17 protein-coding genes are annotated in these 15,289 nt (G+C 72.4%); 9 read left to right on the forward strand and 8 right to left on the reverse strand.

Going from position 1 to position 15,289, the window contains the following annotated elements; genetic code table 11:
• Positions 1-75 precede the first annotated feature (75 nt).
• The 4 genes from ABD343_RS02255 to ABD343_RS02270 are packed head-to-tail and all read left to right on the forward strand — an operon-like array spanning position 76 to position 3,413.
• Positions 76-1,413: an MFS transporter gene (locus ABD343_RS02255; RefSeq protein ID WP_344524349.1), complete on the forward strand. Its 1,338-nt coding sequence runs from the start codon at positions 76-78 to the stop codon at positions 1,411-1,413.
• Between the two features lie 26 nt (positions 1,414-1,439).
• A complete protein-coding gene (locus ABD343_RS02260; protein WP_344523344.1) occupies positions 1,440-1,931 on the forward strand; it encodes a DUF2771 domain-containing protein in 492 nt (163 codons plus the stop codon).
• Between the two features lie 13 nt (positions 1,932-1,944).
• Positions 1,945-2,577 (forward strand): futalosine hydrolase, encoded by a 633-nt coding sequence (locus ABD343_RS02265; RefSeq protein ID WP_344523346.1) that lies wholly within the window; start codon positions 1,945-1,947, stop codon positions 2,575-2,577.
• Positions 2,565-3,413 (forward strand): 1,4-dihydroxy-6-naphtoate synthase, encoded by an 849-nt coding sequence (locus tag ABD343_RS02270; protein ID WP_344523348.1) that lies wholly within the window; start codon positions 2,565-2,567, stop codon positions 3,411-3,413. The genes ABD343_RS02265 and ABD343_RS02270 overlap by 13 nt, the downstream gene beginning before the upstream one ends.
• 6 nt (positions 3,414-3,419) lie before the next feature.
• Here ABD343_RS02270 and ABD343_RS02275 read toward each other — a convergent pair whose 3' ends face one another.
• Positions 3,420-3,803 (reverse strand): cold-shock protein, encoded by a 384-nt coding sequence (locus tag ABD343_RS02275; protein ID WP_344523350.1) that lies wholly within the window; start codon positions 3,801-3,803, stop codon positions 3,420-3,422.
• Positions 3,804-4,042: 239 nt separating this feature from the next.
• On the opposite strand from ABD343_RS02275, the gene ABD343_RS02280 reads away from it, so the two are divergent.
• The gene (locus ABD343_RS02280) at positions 4,043-4,285 is read left to right on the forward strand and encodes a hypothetical protein (protein WP_344523352.1); all 243 of its coding nucleotides are present in this window, start codon (positions 4,043-4,045) and stop codon (positions 4,283-4,285) included.
• Here ABD343_RS02280 and ABD343_RS02285 read toward each other — a convergent pair whose 3' ends face one another.
• The gene (locus ABD343_RS02285) at positions 4,286-4,906 is read right to left on the reverse strand and encodes an HAD family hydrolase (protein WP_425578083.1); all 621 of its coding nucleotides are present in this window, start codon (positions 4,904-4,906) and stop codon (positions 4,286-4,288) included.
• Between the two features lie 67 nt (positions 4,907-4,973).
• Between ABD343_RS02285 and ABD343_RS02290 the strand changes: the two genes are divergently transcribed.
• The 4 genes from ABD343_RS02290 to ABD343_RS02305 all read left to right on the forward strand — a co-directional run bounded on the left by ABD343_RS02290 (position 4,974) and on the right by ABD343_RS02305 (position 9,166).
• A complete protein-coding gene (locus ABD343_RS02290; RefSeq protein ID WP_344523356.1) occupies positions 4,974-6,077 on the forward strand; it encodes a FecCD family ABC transporter permease in 1,104 nt (367 codons plus the stop codon).
• A 208-nt stretch (positions 6,078-6,285) separates the two neighbouring features.
• Positions 6,286-7,362, forward strand: coding sequence for a FecCD family ABC transporter permease (locus tag ABD343_RS02295; RefSeq protein ID WP_344523358.1), 1,077 nt, complete (start codon positions 6,286-6,288; stop codon positions 7,360-7,362).
• Positions 7,359-8,204, forward strand: a complete 846-nt coding sequence (locus tag ABD343_RS02300) for an ABC transporter ATP-binding protein (RefSeq protein ID WP_344523360.1) — start codon at positions 7,359-7,361, stop codon at positions 8,202-8,204. Before ABD343_RS02295 ends, ABD343_RS02300 begins: the two co-directional genes overlap by 4 nt.
• Entirely contained in the window at positions 8,201-9,166 is a 966-nt protein-coding gene (locus ABD343_RS02305) for an ABC transporter substrate-binding protein (RefSeq protein ID WP_344523362.1), read from the forward strand. Before ABD343_RS02300 ends, ABD343_RS02305 begins: the two co-directional genes overlap by 4 nt.
• A 33-nt stretch (positions 9,167-9,199) precedes the next feature.
• Here the strand turns inward: ABD343_RS02305 and ABD343_RS02310 are convergent, their stop codons facing one another.
• From ABD343_RS02310 to ABD343_RS02335, 6 genes are all read right to left on the reverse strand, one after another.
• A complete protein-coding gene (locus ABD343_RS02310; RefSeq protein WP_344523364.1) occupies positions 9,200-9,853 on the reverse strand; it encodes an ABC transporter permease in 654 nt (217 codons plus the stop codon).
• A gap of 3 nt (positions 9,854-9,856) precedes the next feature.
• A complete protein-coding gene (locus ABD343_RS02315; RefSeq protein WP_344523366.1) occupies positions 9,857-10,576 on the reverse strand; it encodes an ABC transporter permease in 720 nt (239 codons plus the stop codon).
• On the reverse strand, positions 10,573-11,550 hold the full coding sequence (locus ABD343_RS02320) for an ABC transporter ATP-binding protein (protein WP_344523368.1): 978 nt from the start codon (positions 11,548-11,550) through the stop codon (positions 10,573-10,575). Before ABD343_RS02320 ends, ABD343_RS02315 begins: the two co-directional genes overlap by 4 nt.
• Positions 11,551-11,562: 12 nt before the next feature.
• A complete protein-coding gene (locus ABD343_RS02325) occupies positions 11,563-12,483 on the reverse strand; it encodes an ABC transporter substrate-binding protein (RefSeq protein ID WP_344523370.1) in 921 nt (306 codons plus the stop codon).
• Positions 12,480-14,567, reverse strand: a complete 2,088-nt coding sequence (locus tag ABD343_RS02330; protein ID WP_344523373.1) for a CocE/NonD family hydrolase — start codon at positions 14,565-14,567, stop codon at positions 12,480-12,482. The genes ABD343_RS02325 and ABD343_RS02330 overlap by 4 nt, the downstream gene beginning before the upstream one ends.
• A 155-nt stretch (positions 14,568-14,722) precedes the next feature.
• Positions 14,723-15,283, reverse strand: coding sequence for a GNAT family N-acetyltransferase (locus tag ABD343_RS02335; RefSeq protein WP_344523375.1), 561 nt, complete (start codon positions 15,281-15,283; stop codon positions 14,723-14,725).
• Positions 15,284-15,289: the final 6 nt, after the last annotated feature.

Genomic DNA, 15,289 nt, shown 5'->3' on the forward strand with positions numbered 1-15,289 from the left:
CAGCCAGCCGCCGCGGCCCTCCGAGCCCCTCCTCTCCGGCGGTTCTGCGGCACACTGAACGTCGTGGCTGCCGACATGCCCGGGCGGCGCCCCGGGAAGCCCCTCCGTGCCGCGCGCGCCCTCGGACGGCCGCCCGCCGCGCTGGCGCGCCGCGTCCGCCGCGCCACGCACGCGCAGGGCGCGGGCGAGTCGGGGCTCGGCCGGCTGATCGAGCTGCACGCCGTCAACTCGGCGGGCGACATGCTCATCACCGTGGCCCTCGCCTCCACGGTCTTCTTCTCCGTCCCCACGGGGGAAGCGCGTGGCCGTGTCGCGCTGTACCTCCTGGTGACGATGGCGCCCTTCGCGCTCCTCGCCCCGGTGATCGGCCCGCTGCTCGACCGGATCCCGCACGGGCGGCGCGCGGCGATGGCGGCGGCGATGCTGGCCCGCGCCCTGCTCGCGCTGACGATGGCGGGCGCGGTGGCCACGGGCGGCCTGGAGCTGTACCCGGCGGCGCTGGGAGTGCTGGTCTCCTCGAAGGCGTACGGCGTGGTCCGCTCGGCCGTGGTGCCCCGGCTGCTGCCGCCGAGGATCTCCCTCGTCAAGGCGAACTCGCGGGTCACCCTCGCCGGGCTCCTCGCCACCGGTGCCGCCGCCCCGCTGGGCGCGGGCCTCAACGCGCTCGGCCCGGCCTGGCCCCTCTACGCCGCCTGCGCCGTCTTCAGCGTGGGCACCTTCGTCTCCTTCTCCCTCGACCACAAGGTCGACTCGGCGAAGGGCGAGCGCAAGGCGAAGCTCGCCGCCGAGTCCACCGCGGGCGGCAAGGGCCCCCGGCCGGGGCTGCGGACGGTCGGCACCTCGGTGCTCAGCGCCCTGTGCGCGAACTCCGCGCTGCGCGGCCTCTCCGGCTTCCTCACCTTCTTCCTCGCCTTCCTGCTCCGCGAGCACCCCCTCGGCGGGCTGTCGGCCGCGCTCTCCCTCGGCCTGGTGGGCGTCGCCGCCGGTACGGGCAACGCGCTGGGCACGGCCCTCGGCGCCCTCCTCCGGGCCCGCGCGCCCGAGGCGATCGTGACCACCGTGCTGTTCTGCGCCCTGGGCGCGACGATCGCCGCCGCCGCGCTCTACGGCACGGTCGCCGTCACCGCCGTCGCCGCCACGGCGGGCCTCGTGCAGGCGCTCGGCAAGCTGTCGCTGGACGCCCTGATCCAGCGGGACATGCCGGAGGAGTTCCGCACCTCGGCCTTCGCGCGCTCCGAGACGCTGATGCAGATGTCGTGGGTCGCGGGCGGCGGCATCGCCATGTCCCTGCCGCTGAACGGCCCGCTCGGCATGTCCGTGGCCGCCGCCGTCGTGGCCGTCGGGGTGCTCGCTGCCGTACGAGGGCTGCTGGGCCCGTCGCGCGGCGGCACGCCGCACCCGCGCGTCGTGTGACAGGAACCGCCCGGTAGCCTGCCCGCATGTCGTCACAGTCGCGGCGGACCATCCGCACCGCCACCGTCATCGGGGCCGTCTCGCTCGGCCTCATCGCTCTGTCCGCGTGCGAGAAGCCCACCCCGCGTGCCACGGCCACGGTCGGCAGCACCTCGATCTCCACCGAGGCGTCCTGCTACGACGACGGGAAGACGATTCCGCAGGACGAGGTCCGCAAGTGCCTCAGCAAGAAGACGGACAAGACGATCTCCGTCGGCACCGGCGAGAAGCTCCGCATCGGCGTCGAGCCCGACATGGCGGAGAACGGCTGGCTGGTCTTCGTCAACGGCCAGCCCGCGCTGCCCGACCCGGTCAAGAAGACCTACTACTCGTTCCCCGGCGAGGCCTTCTTCCAGCAGCAGGGCGCCCAGGGCCAGCCCACCGCGCCGAAGAAGACGGCGCAGATCAGCATCGTCGAGGCGGACGGCAGCGACTTCAAGGGCGTCTGGCACCTGAAGCTGAAGAACGACAACGGCTGACCCCCTGACGACCGTGCCGCGCACCCTCGTCGTGACCGCCGTCGACGCCGAGCGGGACGCCGTCGCCGCGGGCGCCCCGTTCGACGTCCTCGCGGGCGGCGTGGGCCCCGCCGCGGCGGCGGCGAGCACCGCGACGGCACTCGCCCGGCGCTCCTACGACCTCGTCGTCTCCGCCGGGATCGGCGGCGGCTTCCTCGACCTCCTCGGCGACCGTGCGCTCGTCGTCGCCGAGCGCATCGTCGCCGCCGACCTCGGGGCCGAGACGCCCGAGGGGTTCGTGCCCGTGACCGGGCTCGGCTTCGGCACGGACACGCACACGCCGCCCGAGGGGCTCGTACGGGACGTCGCGCGGGCGACGGGCGCCGTCCCCGGCGACGTCCTCACCGTCTCCACCGTGACCGGCACCGCCGAACGGGCCGCCGCGCTGAGGGAGCGTCACCCCCGCGCCGCCGCCGAGGCCATGGAGGGCTTCGGGGTGGCGGAGGCCGCGGCGCTCCACCGGACACCGGTGCTGGAGATCCGCGCCGTCTCCAACCCCGTAGGACCGCGCGACCGTGCGGCCTGGCGCATCCCGGAGGCGCTGGCGGCGCTGACCGCCGCCTTCTCCGCGCTCGCACAGACAGGAGCCGCACCATGGACGCCGTGAGCATCGCCTACTCCCCCTGCCCCAACGACACGTTCGTCTTCGACGCGTGGGCCCACGGCCGCGTCCCGGGCGCCCCGGCGCTCGACGTGACGTTCGCCGACATCGACGTGACCAACGGGATGGCCGAACGCGGCGAGGGCGATGTGCTGAAGGTGTCGTACGCCGTCCTCCCCTGGGTGCTGGACGAGTACGCGCTGCTGCCCTGCGGCGGCGCGCTCGGCCGCGGCTGCGGGCCGCTGGTGCTGACGGCGGAGCCGGGCGGCCCCGCGTCGATCGCCGGGAAGCGCGTGGCCGTACCGAGCGAGCGGTCCACGGCGTACCTGCTGTTCCGGCTGTGGGCGGCGAGCGAGGTGCCGGGCGGGGTCGGCGAGGTCGTCGTGATGCCGTTCCACGAGATCATGCCCGCGGTGCGCGACGGGAGGATCGACGCCGGGCTCGTGATCCACGAGGCCCGCTTCACGTACCAGGACTACGGGCTGCACAAGCTCGCCGACATGGGCGAGCACTGGGAGGCCACCACGGGCCTGCCCATCCCGCTGGGCGCGATCATCGCCAGGCGCTCGCTCGGTGAGGAGACGCTGCGCACGCTGGCCGAGAGCGCCCGGGCCTCGGTCCGCGCGGCCTGGGCCGACCCGGAGGCCGCCCGCCCGTACGTCGCCGCCCACGCCCAGGAGATGGACCCCGCGGTCGCCGACCAGCACATCGCGCTCTACGTCAACGAGTTCACGGAGGACCTGGGCGAGGACGGCTACGGGGCCGTACGGGGCCTGCTGACCAGGGCCGCCGAAGAGGGGCTGGTCCCGCCCCTCCCGGCTGATGCCCTCGCTTTCCCCTGAGCCCTTCTAGACGTCCAGTTGGTCCGCGACGGCGCGGAGCATGCCGGCGATCTTGCGGCCGTGCTGCTTGTCCGGGTAGCGCCCGCGCTCCAGGGACTGGGAGACGCCGTCCAGCAGCGTCGTGAGGTCCTGCACGATCGAGGCCAGCTCGTCCGGCTTACGGCGCTGCGCCGCCGCGACGGACGGGGCGGGGTCCAGCAGGGTCACCGAGAGAGCCTGGTCACCTCGCTGCCCCGCGACGACACCGAACTCGACCCGCTGGCCGGGCTTCAGGGTGTCCACTCCGTCCGGGAGGACCGACGAGTGCACGAAGACGTCACCGCCGTCGTCGCGGGAGAGAAAGCCGAAACCTTTCTCACTGTTGAACCACTTGACCTTGCCGGTAGGCACGTCTGTCCTCGTCCTTGTACTCGTCCGGATTTCCCGGGGCTACGGCTGCTGAAAGACTGGCTCTGCTGTGCGAGGCCGAAGGCCGTCGACGCTCGTGAAGACGCCCCCCAAACCCCCGGAATAGCAGTTGAGCGGGCCCGAAAGACCCGCCAACACCAAGGTTAATGGCCCGAAGCCCGGTGGCAAGGTGCCGCCGGACGGTTCCTCCGCGCTCCTGCTCCCGGGCCTACCCTGAGCGGGTGAACGCTGAAACTCCCTCCGCCGGTGATCTTCTCGTACGAATCGGCGGCATCGTCTTCCTGGTCGGCGCGGTCGCCACGCTCGTCACGGTGGCGCCGCTCTTTCTCGGCACCGAGCCCTTTCCGGCGCCCGCGTATTTCGTCTGCATGCTGATGGGCGCGGGCTTCGCGCTCGCCGCCGCGGGGCTCGTGCGCTCGGCCACGGCCCAGCGCCGGGCCGCCGCGGACCGCTCGGCGGGCTGATCAGGCCGCCGAGGCCAGCCAGTCCGGGAACGCGGTGAGGTCGGGCAGCACCACGTCCGCGCCCTCCGCGCGCAGCTCGTCCGCGCCGCACGGCCCCGTCGCCACTGCGACAGAGATCACACCGGCCCGGCGCGCGCCCCGTACGTCGCCCACGTGGTCGCCGACGTACGCCGTGGCGCCGTGCTCGCGCAGCGCCGTCGCCTTGCCCTCCGCCCACAGCTCGCCGATCAGCACATCGGGCGTCAGCCCCACGTGTTCCAGGTGCAGCTTCGCGTTGCCCTCGTGCTTGGCCGTGACGACGAGTGAACGTCCGCCCCGCGCCCGTACGGCCTCCAGCGCCGCGTGGGCGCCGGGCAGCGCGGGGGACGGGGCGACGGCGAAACGCGGGTACAGAGCGCGGTAGCGATCGGCCATGGCCGGGATCTCCTCGGCCGGGAACCAGTGCGCCAGCTCCTCCGCGAGCGGCGGCCCGAGGCGGGTGACCGCCAGGTCGGCGTCGATGTACGCGCCGGTCTCCCGCGCCAGTTCGACGTACGCCGCGCGGATGCCCGGCCGGGAGTCGATCAGGGTCATGTCGAGGTCGAAGCCGATGGTCGGGGCCGGGAGGTGGTGCTGAGCCATGCCGATCATTCTGCCTTGCCGCACCCCTTACGATAAGGGCTGCCTAACCTATGAACCCGAGGACACGATGCCTTCCGCCGCACCGACGACCACGCCCGGCGGCGCCCCGCACGGGAGCGCCCGGGGCGCCAAGGGGCGTTCCGGCGGCACCGGGTCCCGCACCCCGCGCCGCGCGGTCCTCGCGCGGCGGCTCGCCTGGACGCTGGCGGCGCTCGCCGCGCTGGCCCTCGCCGCGCTGCTGAGCCTCGCGCTCGGCTCCCGCTCGATCGCGCCCGGCGAGGTCTGGCACGTGCTGCTGCACGGCGGCGACAGCAACGCCGCCGAGGTCATCCGCACCATGCGCGTCCCCCGCACCCTCGTCGGCCTCATGGTCGGCGCCGCGCTCGGCGTCGCGGGCACCGTCATGCAGGGCCTCACCCGCAACCCCATCGCCGAGCCCGGCATCCTCGGCATCAGCCAGGGCGCCTCGGTCGGCGTCGTCTGCGCGATCGCCTTCGCGGGAGTGCACACGCTGACGGGCTACGTGTGGTTCGCGTTCGCCGGTGCCGGGATCGCGGCCGTCGGGGTCTACGCGGTCGCCGCGCGCGGCCGGGGCGGCGCCACGCCGGTGAAGCTCGCGCTCGCGGGCGCCGCGGTCAACGCGCTGCTGGTCGCCGTGATCTCCGCGATCCTCACGACGCGGGCCGCCGCCCTGGACGAGTTCCGCTTCTGGCAGGTCGGCTCGCTCTCCGGGCGGGACGCGGAGATCGCCGGGCAGATATGGCCGTTCCTCGTCGCCGGGCTGCTGCTCGTCCTGACCGTCGCACGCGGTCTCGACGCGCTGGCCCTCGGCGAGGACGTCGCGAAGGGCCTCGGCCAGAACGTCGCGACGGTACGGGTGGTCGGCGGGCTCGGCGCGACGGTCCTGACGGGTGTCGGGGTCGCCGCTGCCGGGCCCATCGCGTTCGTGGGCCTCGCCGTCCCCCACGTCGCCCGCGCGATCGTGGGCGGCGACCACCGGTGGCTCCTGCCGATGGCCGCGCTGCTGGGCCCTGTGGTGCTGCTCGTCTCCGATGTGGCGGGACGTCTGGTGATGCGTCCCGGCGAGGTGCCCGCCGGGGTCATGACCGCCCTGATCGGCGTCCCGTTCCTCATCGCCCTCGTCCGGAGGAAGAAGGGGGTGGCGGCGTGATTCCGGTTCCGCCTTCCGGGCTGCCACGTCAGGCTGCGTCGGCGAGTGCGGCTGCGCCGTGGCCGGTCGCGCAGTTCCCCGCGCCCCTGAGGGGGCAAGCCCCGTCATTCCCTGCTGCGCTTGGGCAGTCTGCGCCAGGGGCGCAGGGTGGGCAAGCGCAGCCCACCCACCGGGCCGCGGCCCGCGACGGCGCTTCGGGGGCGGTCCGGTGACCGCGCTGCACACCCCCGCCGGGTACAAGGCGATACGCAGCGGACGTACGTCCTGGCTCGTGCACAAGCGGGCTCTGCTCGTGGGTGCCGGGCTCGCGCTCGCGCTCTTCGCCGCCACCGTGGCGAATCTGACGCTCGGCGAGACGACGGTCAGCCCCACCGAAGTGGTGAAGGTGATGTTCGGCCGGCCGTCGCCGGACGAGCTGGTCGTGGGGACGCTCAGGATGCCGCGGCTCGTGGTGGGCCTCATGGCGGGCGCGGCCCTCGGGGTCGCCGGTGCCCTCATCCAGACCGTGGCCCGCAACCCGCTCGCGAGCCCGGAGATCATCGGGGTGACGCACGGGGCCTCGGCGTTGACGGTCGGCGCGATGACGTACGGCATCACCTCGTACGCCGCGCTCCCGTACCTCTCCGTCACCGGCGGTCTCGCCGCCGCCGCGCTCGTGTACGTGTTCGCGTGGCGCGGCGGTCTGCACGCGACCCGGTTCGTGCTGATCGGCATCGGCATCTCGGTGGCGCTGCGCTCGGTCACGCACCTCTTCCTGACCAAGGGCGACTATCTCGTCGCGCAGCAGGCGAAGGTGTGGATGACCGGTTCGCTCAACGGCCGGGGCTGGGACCAGGCCGCCCCGCTGGGCATCGCGCTGCTGCTGATGCTGCCGCTGGTCGTCTGGTCGGCCCGCGCGCAGCGCAACGTCACGCTCGACGACGACACGGCCACGGCGCTCGGCGTGCATCTGGGGCGCAACCGGCTCGGGCTCGTCTTCACGGGCGTCGTCCTCGCGTCGGTCGCGACGGGCGCGGCCGGGCCGATCGACTTCGTGGCGCTGCTCGCCCCGCAGATCGCCCGCCGCCTGACGCGTACGGCGCAGATCCCGCTCGTCTCCTCGGCGCTGCTGGGGGCGTTCATCGTCACGCTCGGGGACCTGCTGGCCCGCAAGCTGTTCGCGCCGACCGAGCTGCCGGTGGGTGTGCTGACGGCGGCGGTCGGCGCCCCGTACCTGATCTGGCTGATCGTGCGTACGAGCAGCAGCAAGCAAGGCCGTCGCAGCCGTACTGGAGCCACGTCATGAGCGAGACCCGTGAGACCTCTGAGACCCCGAGCCCGACGTCCCGTCTCGCCGCGCGCGGGCTGACCCTCGCCTACGACGACCGTACGGTCGTGGAAGGGCTGGACCTGGACGTGCCGGACGGCGAGGTCACCGTCGTCGTCGGGCCGAACGCCTGCGGGAAGTCGACCACGCTGCGTGCCCTGGGCCGGCTGCTCAAGCCGAAGCACGGCTCGGTGCTGCTGGACGGCGCGGAGCTGGCCCGTACCCCGACGCGGAAGATCGCGCAGTCGATCGGGCTGCTGCCGCAGTCGCCCGTGGCGCCCGAGGCGATCACCGTCGCCGACCTCGTCTCGCGCGGACGGCAGCCGCACCAGCACTGGTGGCAGCAGTGGTCCGAGGACGACGAGCGGGCCGTGACGGACGCGATGGAGCGCACGGACGTCACCGAGCTGGGCGACCGGCCGGTGGACGAGCTGTCGGGCGGGCAGCGGCAGCGCGTGTGGATCGCGATGGCGCTCGCGCAGGAGACGGACCTGCTGCTGTTGGACGAGCCGACCACGTACCTCGACATCGCGCACCAGGTCGAGGTCCTGGACCTGGTGCGGCAGCTCAACCACGACCGCGGGCGCACCGTCGTGATGGTGCTGCACGACCTGAACCAGGCGGCGCGGTACGCCGACCATCTCGTCGCCATGAAGGACGGCCGGATCGTCGCGCAGGGACCGCCGGACGAGACCGTGACCGCCGACCTCGTCCGGGAGGTGTTCGGGCTGGAGTCCGTCGTCATCCCGGATCCGGTGACGGGCGACCCGCTCGTCGTGCCCGGCACCCCCAGCATCGCCCTACGAAAGGCCACACCATGAAGGTCACCCGCTCCGCGGCCCTCATCGCGATTCCCCTGGCCTCCGCGCTGACGCTCTCCGCGTGCGGCTCGGACGACAGTTCCGGGGAGAAGTCCTCCAAGGGAGGCACGCACACCGTCAAGACCGCCAACGGCGACGTGAAGGTCCCGAACGACCCCAAGCGCGTCGTCGTCCTGGACACCGCCGAGCTGGACTCCGCGATCACGCTCGGCGTCAAGCCGCTGGGCGCGACGACGGCGCAGCCCGGCAAGCCCTTCCTGTCCTACCTCCCCAAGGACAAGGTCAAGGGCATCCAGAACGTCGGCGTCATCGCGCAGCCCAGCATGGAGAAGGTCGCGGCGCTCAAGCCGGACCTGATCCTCACCAACAAGGAGCGCGACGCGGACCGTTACGACGAGCTGTCGAAGATCGCGCCGACGGTGATGACGAAGACGACGGGCTACCCCTGGAAGGAGAACTTCCAGGTGCACGCCGACGCGCTCGGCAAGAAGGCCGAGGCGAAGAAGGTCCTCGCGGACTACCGGGCCCACACCGAGAAGGTGACGGACGCCGTCGGCGGCAAGGACAAGGCCGCGAAGATCGAGACGAGCGTCATCCGCTTCCAGGAGGGCGCCGACACCCGCATCTACGGCCACAAGGCGTACGTGGCCACGCTGCTGAAGGACGTCGGCCTCGGCCGCCCGAAGGTCGCCGACCAGGCGAAGGCGTACAACGGCCTGGCGATGGACGTCAGCCCCGAGCAGGTCGACAAGGGCGACGCGGACGTCGTCTTCTACACCTCGTACGGCGACACGAAGAAGTCCGGCGAGCAGAAGGCCGTCAAGAGCCCGCTGTGGAAGAACATGCGGGCGGTGAAGGACAAGAAGGCCTTCCACGTCGAGGACGAGCTGTGGATCCAGGGCATCGGCTACACGGCCGCGAACAAGATCCTGGACGAGATGGAGGACGACCTCACCAAGTGATCCGGTGAGGCCGTCCCCCGGGGCCGCGGGCCGTCAGCTTCTGGCGGCCCGCAGTCCTTTCGGGACCAGCGCGCGCTGGAGGAGGGCGAGGCCTCCGTCGGCGAGGAGGGCGAGGGCCGCGACCCACAGGGCCGCCGCGATGACGCCCTGGAGGCCGTACGTCGCCTGGCCCAGGACGATGTCCCCGAGGCCGCCGCCGCCCGCGACCGTGGCGAGGGTCGCGCTGGAGATCACGTAGACCACCGCGATCCGGATGCCGGAGAAGAGCAGCGGGAGCGCGAGCGGCAGTTCGACCTTGAAGAGGACCTGGGCCGGGGTGAGGCCCATGCCGCGCGCCGAGCGGACGAGATCCGGATCGACCTGGTCGACGGCCAGGTACGCCTGGCTGAGGATCGGCGGGATCGCCGTGATGAGCAGGGCGATCGCGATGTTCGTGAAGGTGAGCCCGAAGATGCCCAGGCCGATGGCGATGACGGCGAGGTTCGGGAGCGCGCGCCCGATGTTGGAGATGCTCGTCGTCAGGAACTCGCCCTTGTGGAGGTGGCCGAGCCAGAGGCCCGCCGGGACGGCGACCGCCAGCGAGACGGCGATGACGACCGCGCACATCCACACGTGCTGGCCCGTCTTCTCCAGGAGGAGCGGCAGCCGGTCGGCCATGAAGGAGAAGGAGTCGAGGAAGGTGCCCATTTCTCATGCCCTCCTTGTCCGGGCCCAGGGCGTGAGCAGCCGTCCGGCCAGCACCAGCACGGCGTCCGCCGCCAGCGCCAGGGCCACCGCCAGCGCGCCCGCGCCGATGAACTGGGTGTTGAACGGCGACTGGAGCGCCTTGAGGATCAGCGAGCCGAGGCCCTGGTCGACGACGTAGGCCGCGATGGCGACGACGCCGATCGTCATGACCGTCGCGACGCGCAGCCCCGCGATCAGCGAGGGGACGGCGAGCCGGAGTTCGACCTTGAAGAGGATCTGGCGGCGGGTCAGGCCCATGCCGCGCGCGGCCCGTACGGCGTCCTCGGGGACCTCGCGCAGGCCCGTGAGGATCGTCGTGAAGAGCAGGTAGAGGGTGTAGGAGACCAGGGCGATCTCGACCGTGAGGACCGAGAAGCCCGTCACCGGGACCAGGAGCTGGAAGAGCGCGAGCGGCGGCACCGTGTAGAGGAACGAGGCCACGCCCGAGACCGGGGCCGCCAGCCAGCCCTGGAAGTGGGCCAGGACCGCGGCGGCCACGGCGAGGACGAAGCCGATCGCGACGGCGATCAGGGTGAGTTCGAGGTGCTCGACCAGCGCCGGCCAGAACAGGTTCGACCAGTGGCCGGTGAACCAGTCGGCGCAGAACGTCGAGTCGTTCGCGACGCAGGAACTGGGCTCCCCGAAGTCGGGGATGACCGGTCCTCCGGACAGCGGTGCGCTCATGCCGCGCCCGCCTTCCGTACGGCGTCCAGCGAGGCCTCACCCAGCACCTCACCGGACGCGTCCAGTACCCGGACGGCGTCCGTGCCCTCGGCGACCATCAGGGAGAGCGCGGAGCGGAGCGTGGCGTCGGACGCGAGGTCCGGGAGGCCCTCGGCTGCGGTGACCGGGGCGAGGTCCAGGTCCGCGAGGCGCGTCAGCGTGAGCCGCTTCAGGCCCCGGTCGGCGCCGACGAAGCGGGCGACGAACGCGTCGGCGGGCTGCTTGAGCAGCGTGCGCGGGGTGTCGTACTGGGCGAGCCTGCCGCCCTCGCGGAAGATCGCGATACGGTCGCCCATCTTCACGGCCTCGTCGATGTCGTGGCTGACGAAGATGACGGTCTTGCGTATCCGCTCGTGCAGCGCGAGGAACTCGTCCTGGACGTGCTCGCGGGTGATCGGGTCGAGCGCGCCGAACGGCTCGTCCATCAGCATCACCGGCGGGTCAGCGGCGAGCGCCCGCGCGATGCCGACGCGCTGCCGCTGGCCGCCGGAGAGCTGCGAGGGGTACCGCCTGCCGTACTCGCCGACGGGCAGCCCGACCAGCTCCAGCAGCTCGCCGACGCGCTCCTTGATCCGCTTCTTGTCCCAGCCGAGGACCTTGGGCACGGTCGCGACGTTGTCGGCGATCGACAGGTGCGGGAAGAGGCCGGTCTGCTGGATGACGTAGCCGATGGAGCGGCGCAGTTCGATCGGGTCGAGGTCGGTGATGGACTTGCCGCCGATGCGGATGTCGCCGCCGGTGGGCTCGGCGAGGCGGTTGACCATCATCAGCGCGGTCGTCTTGCCGGAGCCGGAGGGGCCGAGCAGCACGCAGATCTCGCCCGCGGGGACGGTGAGGGAGAGGTCGTCGACGGCGGGCGTGTCCGAGCCCGGGTACGTCTTGACGACGTGGTCGAAGACGATTTCCCGTGCGTCCGCTGTGGATTGCTGAGTCATGGGGTTGTTCTCCTAGAGAAGGCCGTTGGCCTTGAGGAACCGCTCGGCGACCTCGCCGGGCGTGAGCCGTACGGTGTCGACGGCCCGGTTGAGGTCCTGGACGGCCTTCTCCGTCAGCAGGCCGTCGATCCGGTTCAGCACCTTGGCGAAGCCGGGGCCCTGCTCCTTCAGCACGTCCTCGTGCACGACGGGGGCGACGTTCTGGAAGCCGTAGAAGCCCTTGTCGTCCTCGAGCAGCGTGTAGTCGCCCTTGGCGAGCTGCGGATCGGTGGTGAAGACGTCGGCGGCCTCGACCTCGCCGTGGTCCAGCGCGGTGTACTGGAGGCCGATGTTGAGGGACTTGACCTTGGTGTTGGTCAGGCCGTACCGCTTCGCCATCTCGGTGTAGCCGACGGCGCCCTCGATGTTGTCGGGGTACTCGGCGAAGCGGACCTTGGGCACCTTCCTGAGGTCGCCGATGGTCTTGAGGCCGTACTTCTTCGCGAGCGCGGGCTTGACCCCGACCGCGTTCTTGTTCTGGAACGGCGTCGGGTCGAGCATCGTCAGCCCGTGGCCGCGCTGTTCCTGGAACTTCTTGGCCTCGCGGAACGTGGCCGCCGCCGAGTGCGGGATCCTCTCCTGCGCGGCGAGCACCTGGAGGATCACGCCGGTGTACTCGGGATAGAGATCGATCTGGCCGGAGGTCAGGGCGCTGTCGATGATCTCCGTGCTGCCGATGTTCGACTTCAGCTCGACGTCGTAACCGGCCTTCTCCAGGCCCTTCTTGTACATCTCGCCGATGATCCACTGCTCGGTGAACTGCTTGGCGCCGATGACGACGGTCGGCTTCCCGCCGGGCGCTGCCCCCGCCCGTCCGCAGCCGGTGAGGGCCGCGAGGCAGGCGAGGGCGAGGAGGGCCGCGCCGGTCGCGCGGGCGGCCGGGGCGGGCCTCACACCTGGTCCCGGGGGACGGAGAACGACCAGGTCCGGGTGAAGACCTCGCGCTCCTCCGCGCCGCTGCCCTCGTACGCCGTCAGCTCGTTGACGACGAGGAAGTCGGTGGAGTCGGCGGTCATCCGGGAGCGGGTGTGCACGCGGGCGGCCCAGCCGTCCCTGGCCCGGCTGATCGTCTCCTCGCGCTCGCACTCGACGGCGGCCGAGAGGGGGTCGCCCTCGGTGAGCCGGAAGCGGTTGAGGTCCCGGCCGGTACGGGTGAGGCCGTCGGCGTGGTCGGTCATGGTGCCGTCGGCGGGCGTCGTGAGGATCGTCTGCTCACCGGTCTCCAGGTCGAGGGTGACGGTCCGTTCGCCGGGGATACCGGTCAGCTCGATGCTGTGCGGCGGGCCCTCGCGCGGCGGCCCGTACGGGCGCAGCGCGGCGTCGGCGTCCCGCGGCTCCCGTACGGGGAGGCTCAGTTCGCCGTGCGCGGGGTCGAGTTCGAGGGTGACCTTCTCCGGGGACGGCCAGGCCCAGGGCCACAGGGAGGCGGAGACGGCGACACGTATCCGGTTCCCGGCGCCGAAGGCGTGCCCGATCGCGAAGAGCGGCACGGTGACGTCGTACGCACGCCCGGGCTCCAGCGGTTCGGGCTCGGCGTGGCCGTCCCGGTGGGTGAGGTTGAGCAGCCCGGTGGTGACGAGCTTGGAGGAGCCGTCGGGGAAGACCTCGCACAGCCGCGCCGCGAGCTGGGCCTGCGGGCGGTCAGCGGTGACGCGGAGGGTGACGGAGGGGACGCCGAGGATCTCGACGGTCTCCGCCAGCGGCTCCCCGGTGAAGCAGGCCGAGCGCCCGTCGTCGGCGGCCTGGTCGGCGTACTGGCCCGGTATGTCGCCGAACTTGAGGAAGTCGCCCGAGGCCGCGCCGAGCGCGAGCGGGGAGCGGAGGAGGGCGGTGCCCTCGTGGCTCAGCTCCGCGAGCGGGGTGCGGGTGGCGGTGACGCCGGGCGCGGGCCAGGACGGCTCGGCGATCCAGCGCCCGGGCCGGGTCTCGCGGTCGGTGCCGACGGGCGCGGAGTCGGGCATCCAGGCGCGCAGCCGGGGCTCCTCCTCCCCCATGGCCTTCGGCATGGGAGGTGCCCCCATCCCGTTGTCGGCGCCGCGCATCCAGTGGTCGAACCAGCGCACGCACTCGCCCTGGAAGTCCATCGCCGGTCCGGGCTCGGCCTGGTGCGGGTAGGTGTGCGCCCAGGGCCCGATCAGGGCCTTGACCGGGGCCTTCTCGGGGTCCAGGTGTTCCGCCAGCCGGAATATCGCGCCCCGGTACGGGTCGAGCCAGCCGCCGACCGCGTAGACGGGCACCTCGATCGCGGAGTAGTCCTCGCACACCGAGCCGTGCCGCCAGTACGCGTCGCGGCGCTGGTGGGAGAGCCACGTCTCGGCGTACGGCACGGTCGCGTCGAGCCGCGCGAGCCACTCCTCGCGCCAGCGCTCGCCCAGCACGGAGGGGTCGCCGGGGCGGGCGTTGTAGGCGAGCATCGTCGCGGCCCAGGGCAGCATCTCGGAGGCGAGCAGGGCGCCGCCCGCGTAGTGCACATCGTCCGCGTAACGGTCGTCGGTCGAGCAGACGGTGACGACGCAGCGGAGCTGCGGGGGCCGGAGCGCGGCGATCTGGAGGCCGTTGAAGCCGCCCCAGGACTTGCCGATGATCGCGGCCTGCCCGTCGGACCAGTCCTGCCGCTCGATCCAGGCGAGGACTTCGAGGGCGTCGTCCAGCTCCGTCTGGTGGTACTCGTCGAGCATCACGCCGTCGGAGTCGCCGCTGCCCCGGCAGTCCACGCGGACGGCGGCATAGCCGGCCTGCGCGAACTGCCCGTGCAGCGTCGCGTCGCGCGGCGCCGTCCCGTCGTTCTTGCGGTACGGGATGTACTCCAGGACGGCCGGTACGGGGGCGTCCGTTCCCGCGTGGGCCGGGAGCCAGACGCGCGCGGCGAGCCGCGTGCCGTCCTTGAGCGGGATCCATACGTGCCGGAGCACCCGGACGGGGTGAGCGGCGGGACGGGCGGCGGGATGGGGTCTATGCGGTGCGGGGGTCGAACTCATGCCCTGGGACCCTAGACGAGCCCTAGGGGCGAATTGCCCCCTTCACGGCTTACGTTCGGCGTTGTTCAACGATGAACAACGACACAGGAATGGGTGCCTCCGGAGCGGGTAGACGTGCATCCGAGCGCATGTCTATGCAATGGCAGAACCATGGTTCACGAGGCCTTCTCCCGCGCCGCCCGCCACTCCGGCGCGAGCACGGACCAGACCTCGATGTCCTGCCGGACACCATGGTGCAGGTAGTGCGCGCGGAGCACCGCGTCCCTGCGCATCCCCAGCCGCCGCGCGACGGCGATGCTCGCCGCGTTCCCCGACGCGACCCGCCACTCGACCCGGTGCATACCGCGCTCGTACACCGCCCAGTCGACCAGGATCCGCACCGCCCGCGTCACCAGGCCCCGCCCGGTGGCCGAGGGCTCCAGCCAGCATCCGGCCTCGCACATGCCCTGCTCCGCGTCGAACACCCGGAAGAGCACGCCCCCGACGAGCTTCCCCTCCAGCCAGATGCCGTGCAGCCGCGCGGTGTCGGCGGCGGCCTTGTCCGTGTACGACTGGAGCCAGGCGCGCGCGGAGTCGAGATCGGTGGCGGCGTCCGCCAGCCCGATGAACCGGCCGACGTGCTCCCGGCCCCGGTCCATGTGCTCCAGCAGCTCCTCGGCCCGCCACGGCTCCAAGGGCCTCAGCACGGCCCCGTTCCCCAGCTCCCGCGCGAACATCCCCGC

The sequence above is a fragment of the Streptomyces albiaxialis genome (assembly GCF_039530985.1).
Classification (GTDB): Bacteria; Actinomycetota; Actinomycetes; order Streptomycetales; family Streptomycetaceae; genus Streptomyces; species Streptomyces albiaxialis.

Coding starts and splice junctions, on each gene's coding strand:
- ABD343_RS02255 (WP_344524349.1), top strand. CDS start 76: ATGCCCGGGCGGCGCCCCGGGAAGCCCCTCCGTGCCGCGCGCGCCCTC.
- ABD343_RS02260 (WP_344523344.1), top strand. CDS start 1,440: ATGTCGTCACAGTCGCGGCGGACCATCCGCACCGCCACCGTCATCGGG.
- ABD343_RS02270 (WP_344523348.1), top strand. CDS start 2,565: ATGGACGCCGTGAGCATCGCCTACTCCCCCTGCCCCAACGACACGTTC.
- ABD343_RS02285 (WP_425578083.1), bottom strand. CDS start 4,906: ATGGCTCAGCACCACCTCCCGGCCCCGACCATCGGCTTCGACCTCGAC.
- ABD343_RS02290 (WP_344523356.1), top strand. CDS start 4,974: ATGCCTTCCGCCGCACCGACGACCACGCCCGGCGGCGCCCCGCACGGG.
- ABD343_RS02300 (WP_344523360.1), top strand. CDS start 7,359: ATGAGCGAGACCCGTGAGACCTCTGAGACCCCGAGCCCGACGTCCCGT.
- ABD343_RS02305 (WP_344523362.1), top strand. CDS start 8,201: ATGAAGGTCACCCGCTCCGCGGCCCTCATCGCGATTCCCCTGGCCTCC.
- ABD343_RS02310 (WP_344523364.1), bottom strand. CDS start 9,853: ATGGGCACCTTCCTCGACTCCTTCTCCTTCATGGCCGACCGGCTGCCG.
- ABD343_RS02315 (WP_344523366.1), bottom strand. CDS start 10,576: ATGAGCGCACCGCTGTCCGGAGGACCGGTCATCCCCGACTTCGGGGAG.
- ABD343_RS02320 (WP_344523368.1), bottom strand. CDS start 11,550: ATGACTCAGCAATCCACAGCGGACGCACGGGAAATCGTCTTCGACCAC.
- ABD343_RS02330 (WP_344523373.1), bottom strand. CDS start 14,567: ATGAGTTCGACCCCCGCACCGCATAGACCCCATCCCGCCGCCCGTCCC.
- ABD343_RS02335 (WP_344523375.1), bottom strand. CDS start 15,283: ATGTTCGCGCGGGAGCTGGGGAACGGGGCCGTGCTGAGGCCCTTGGAG.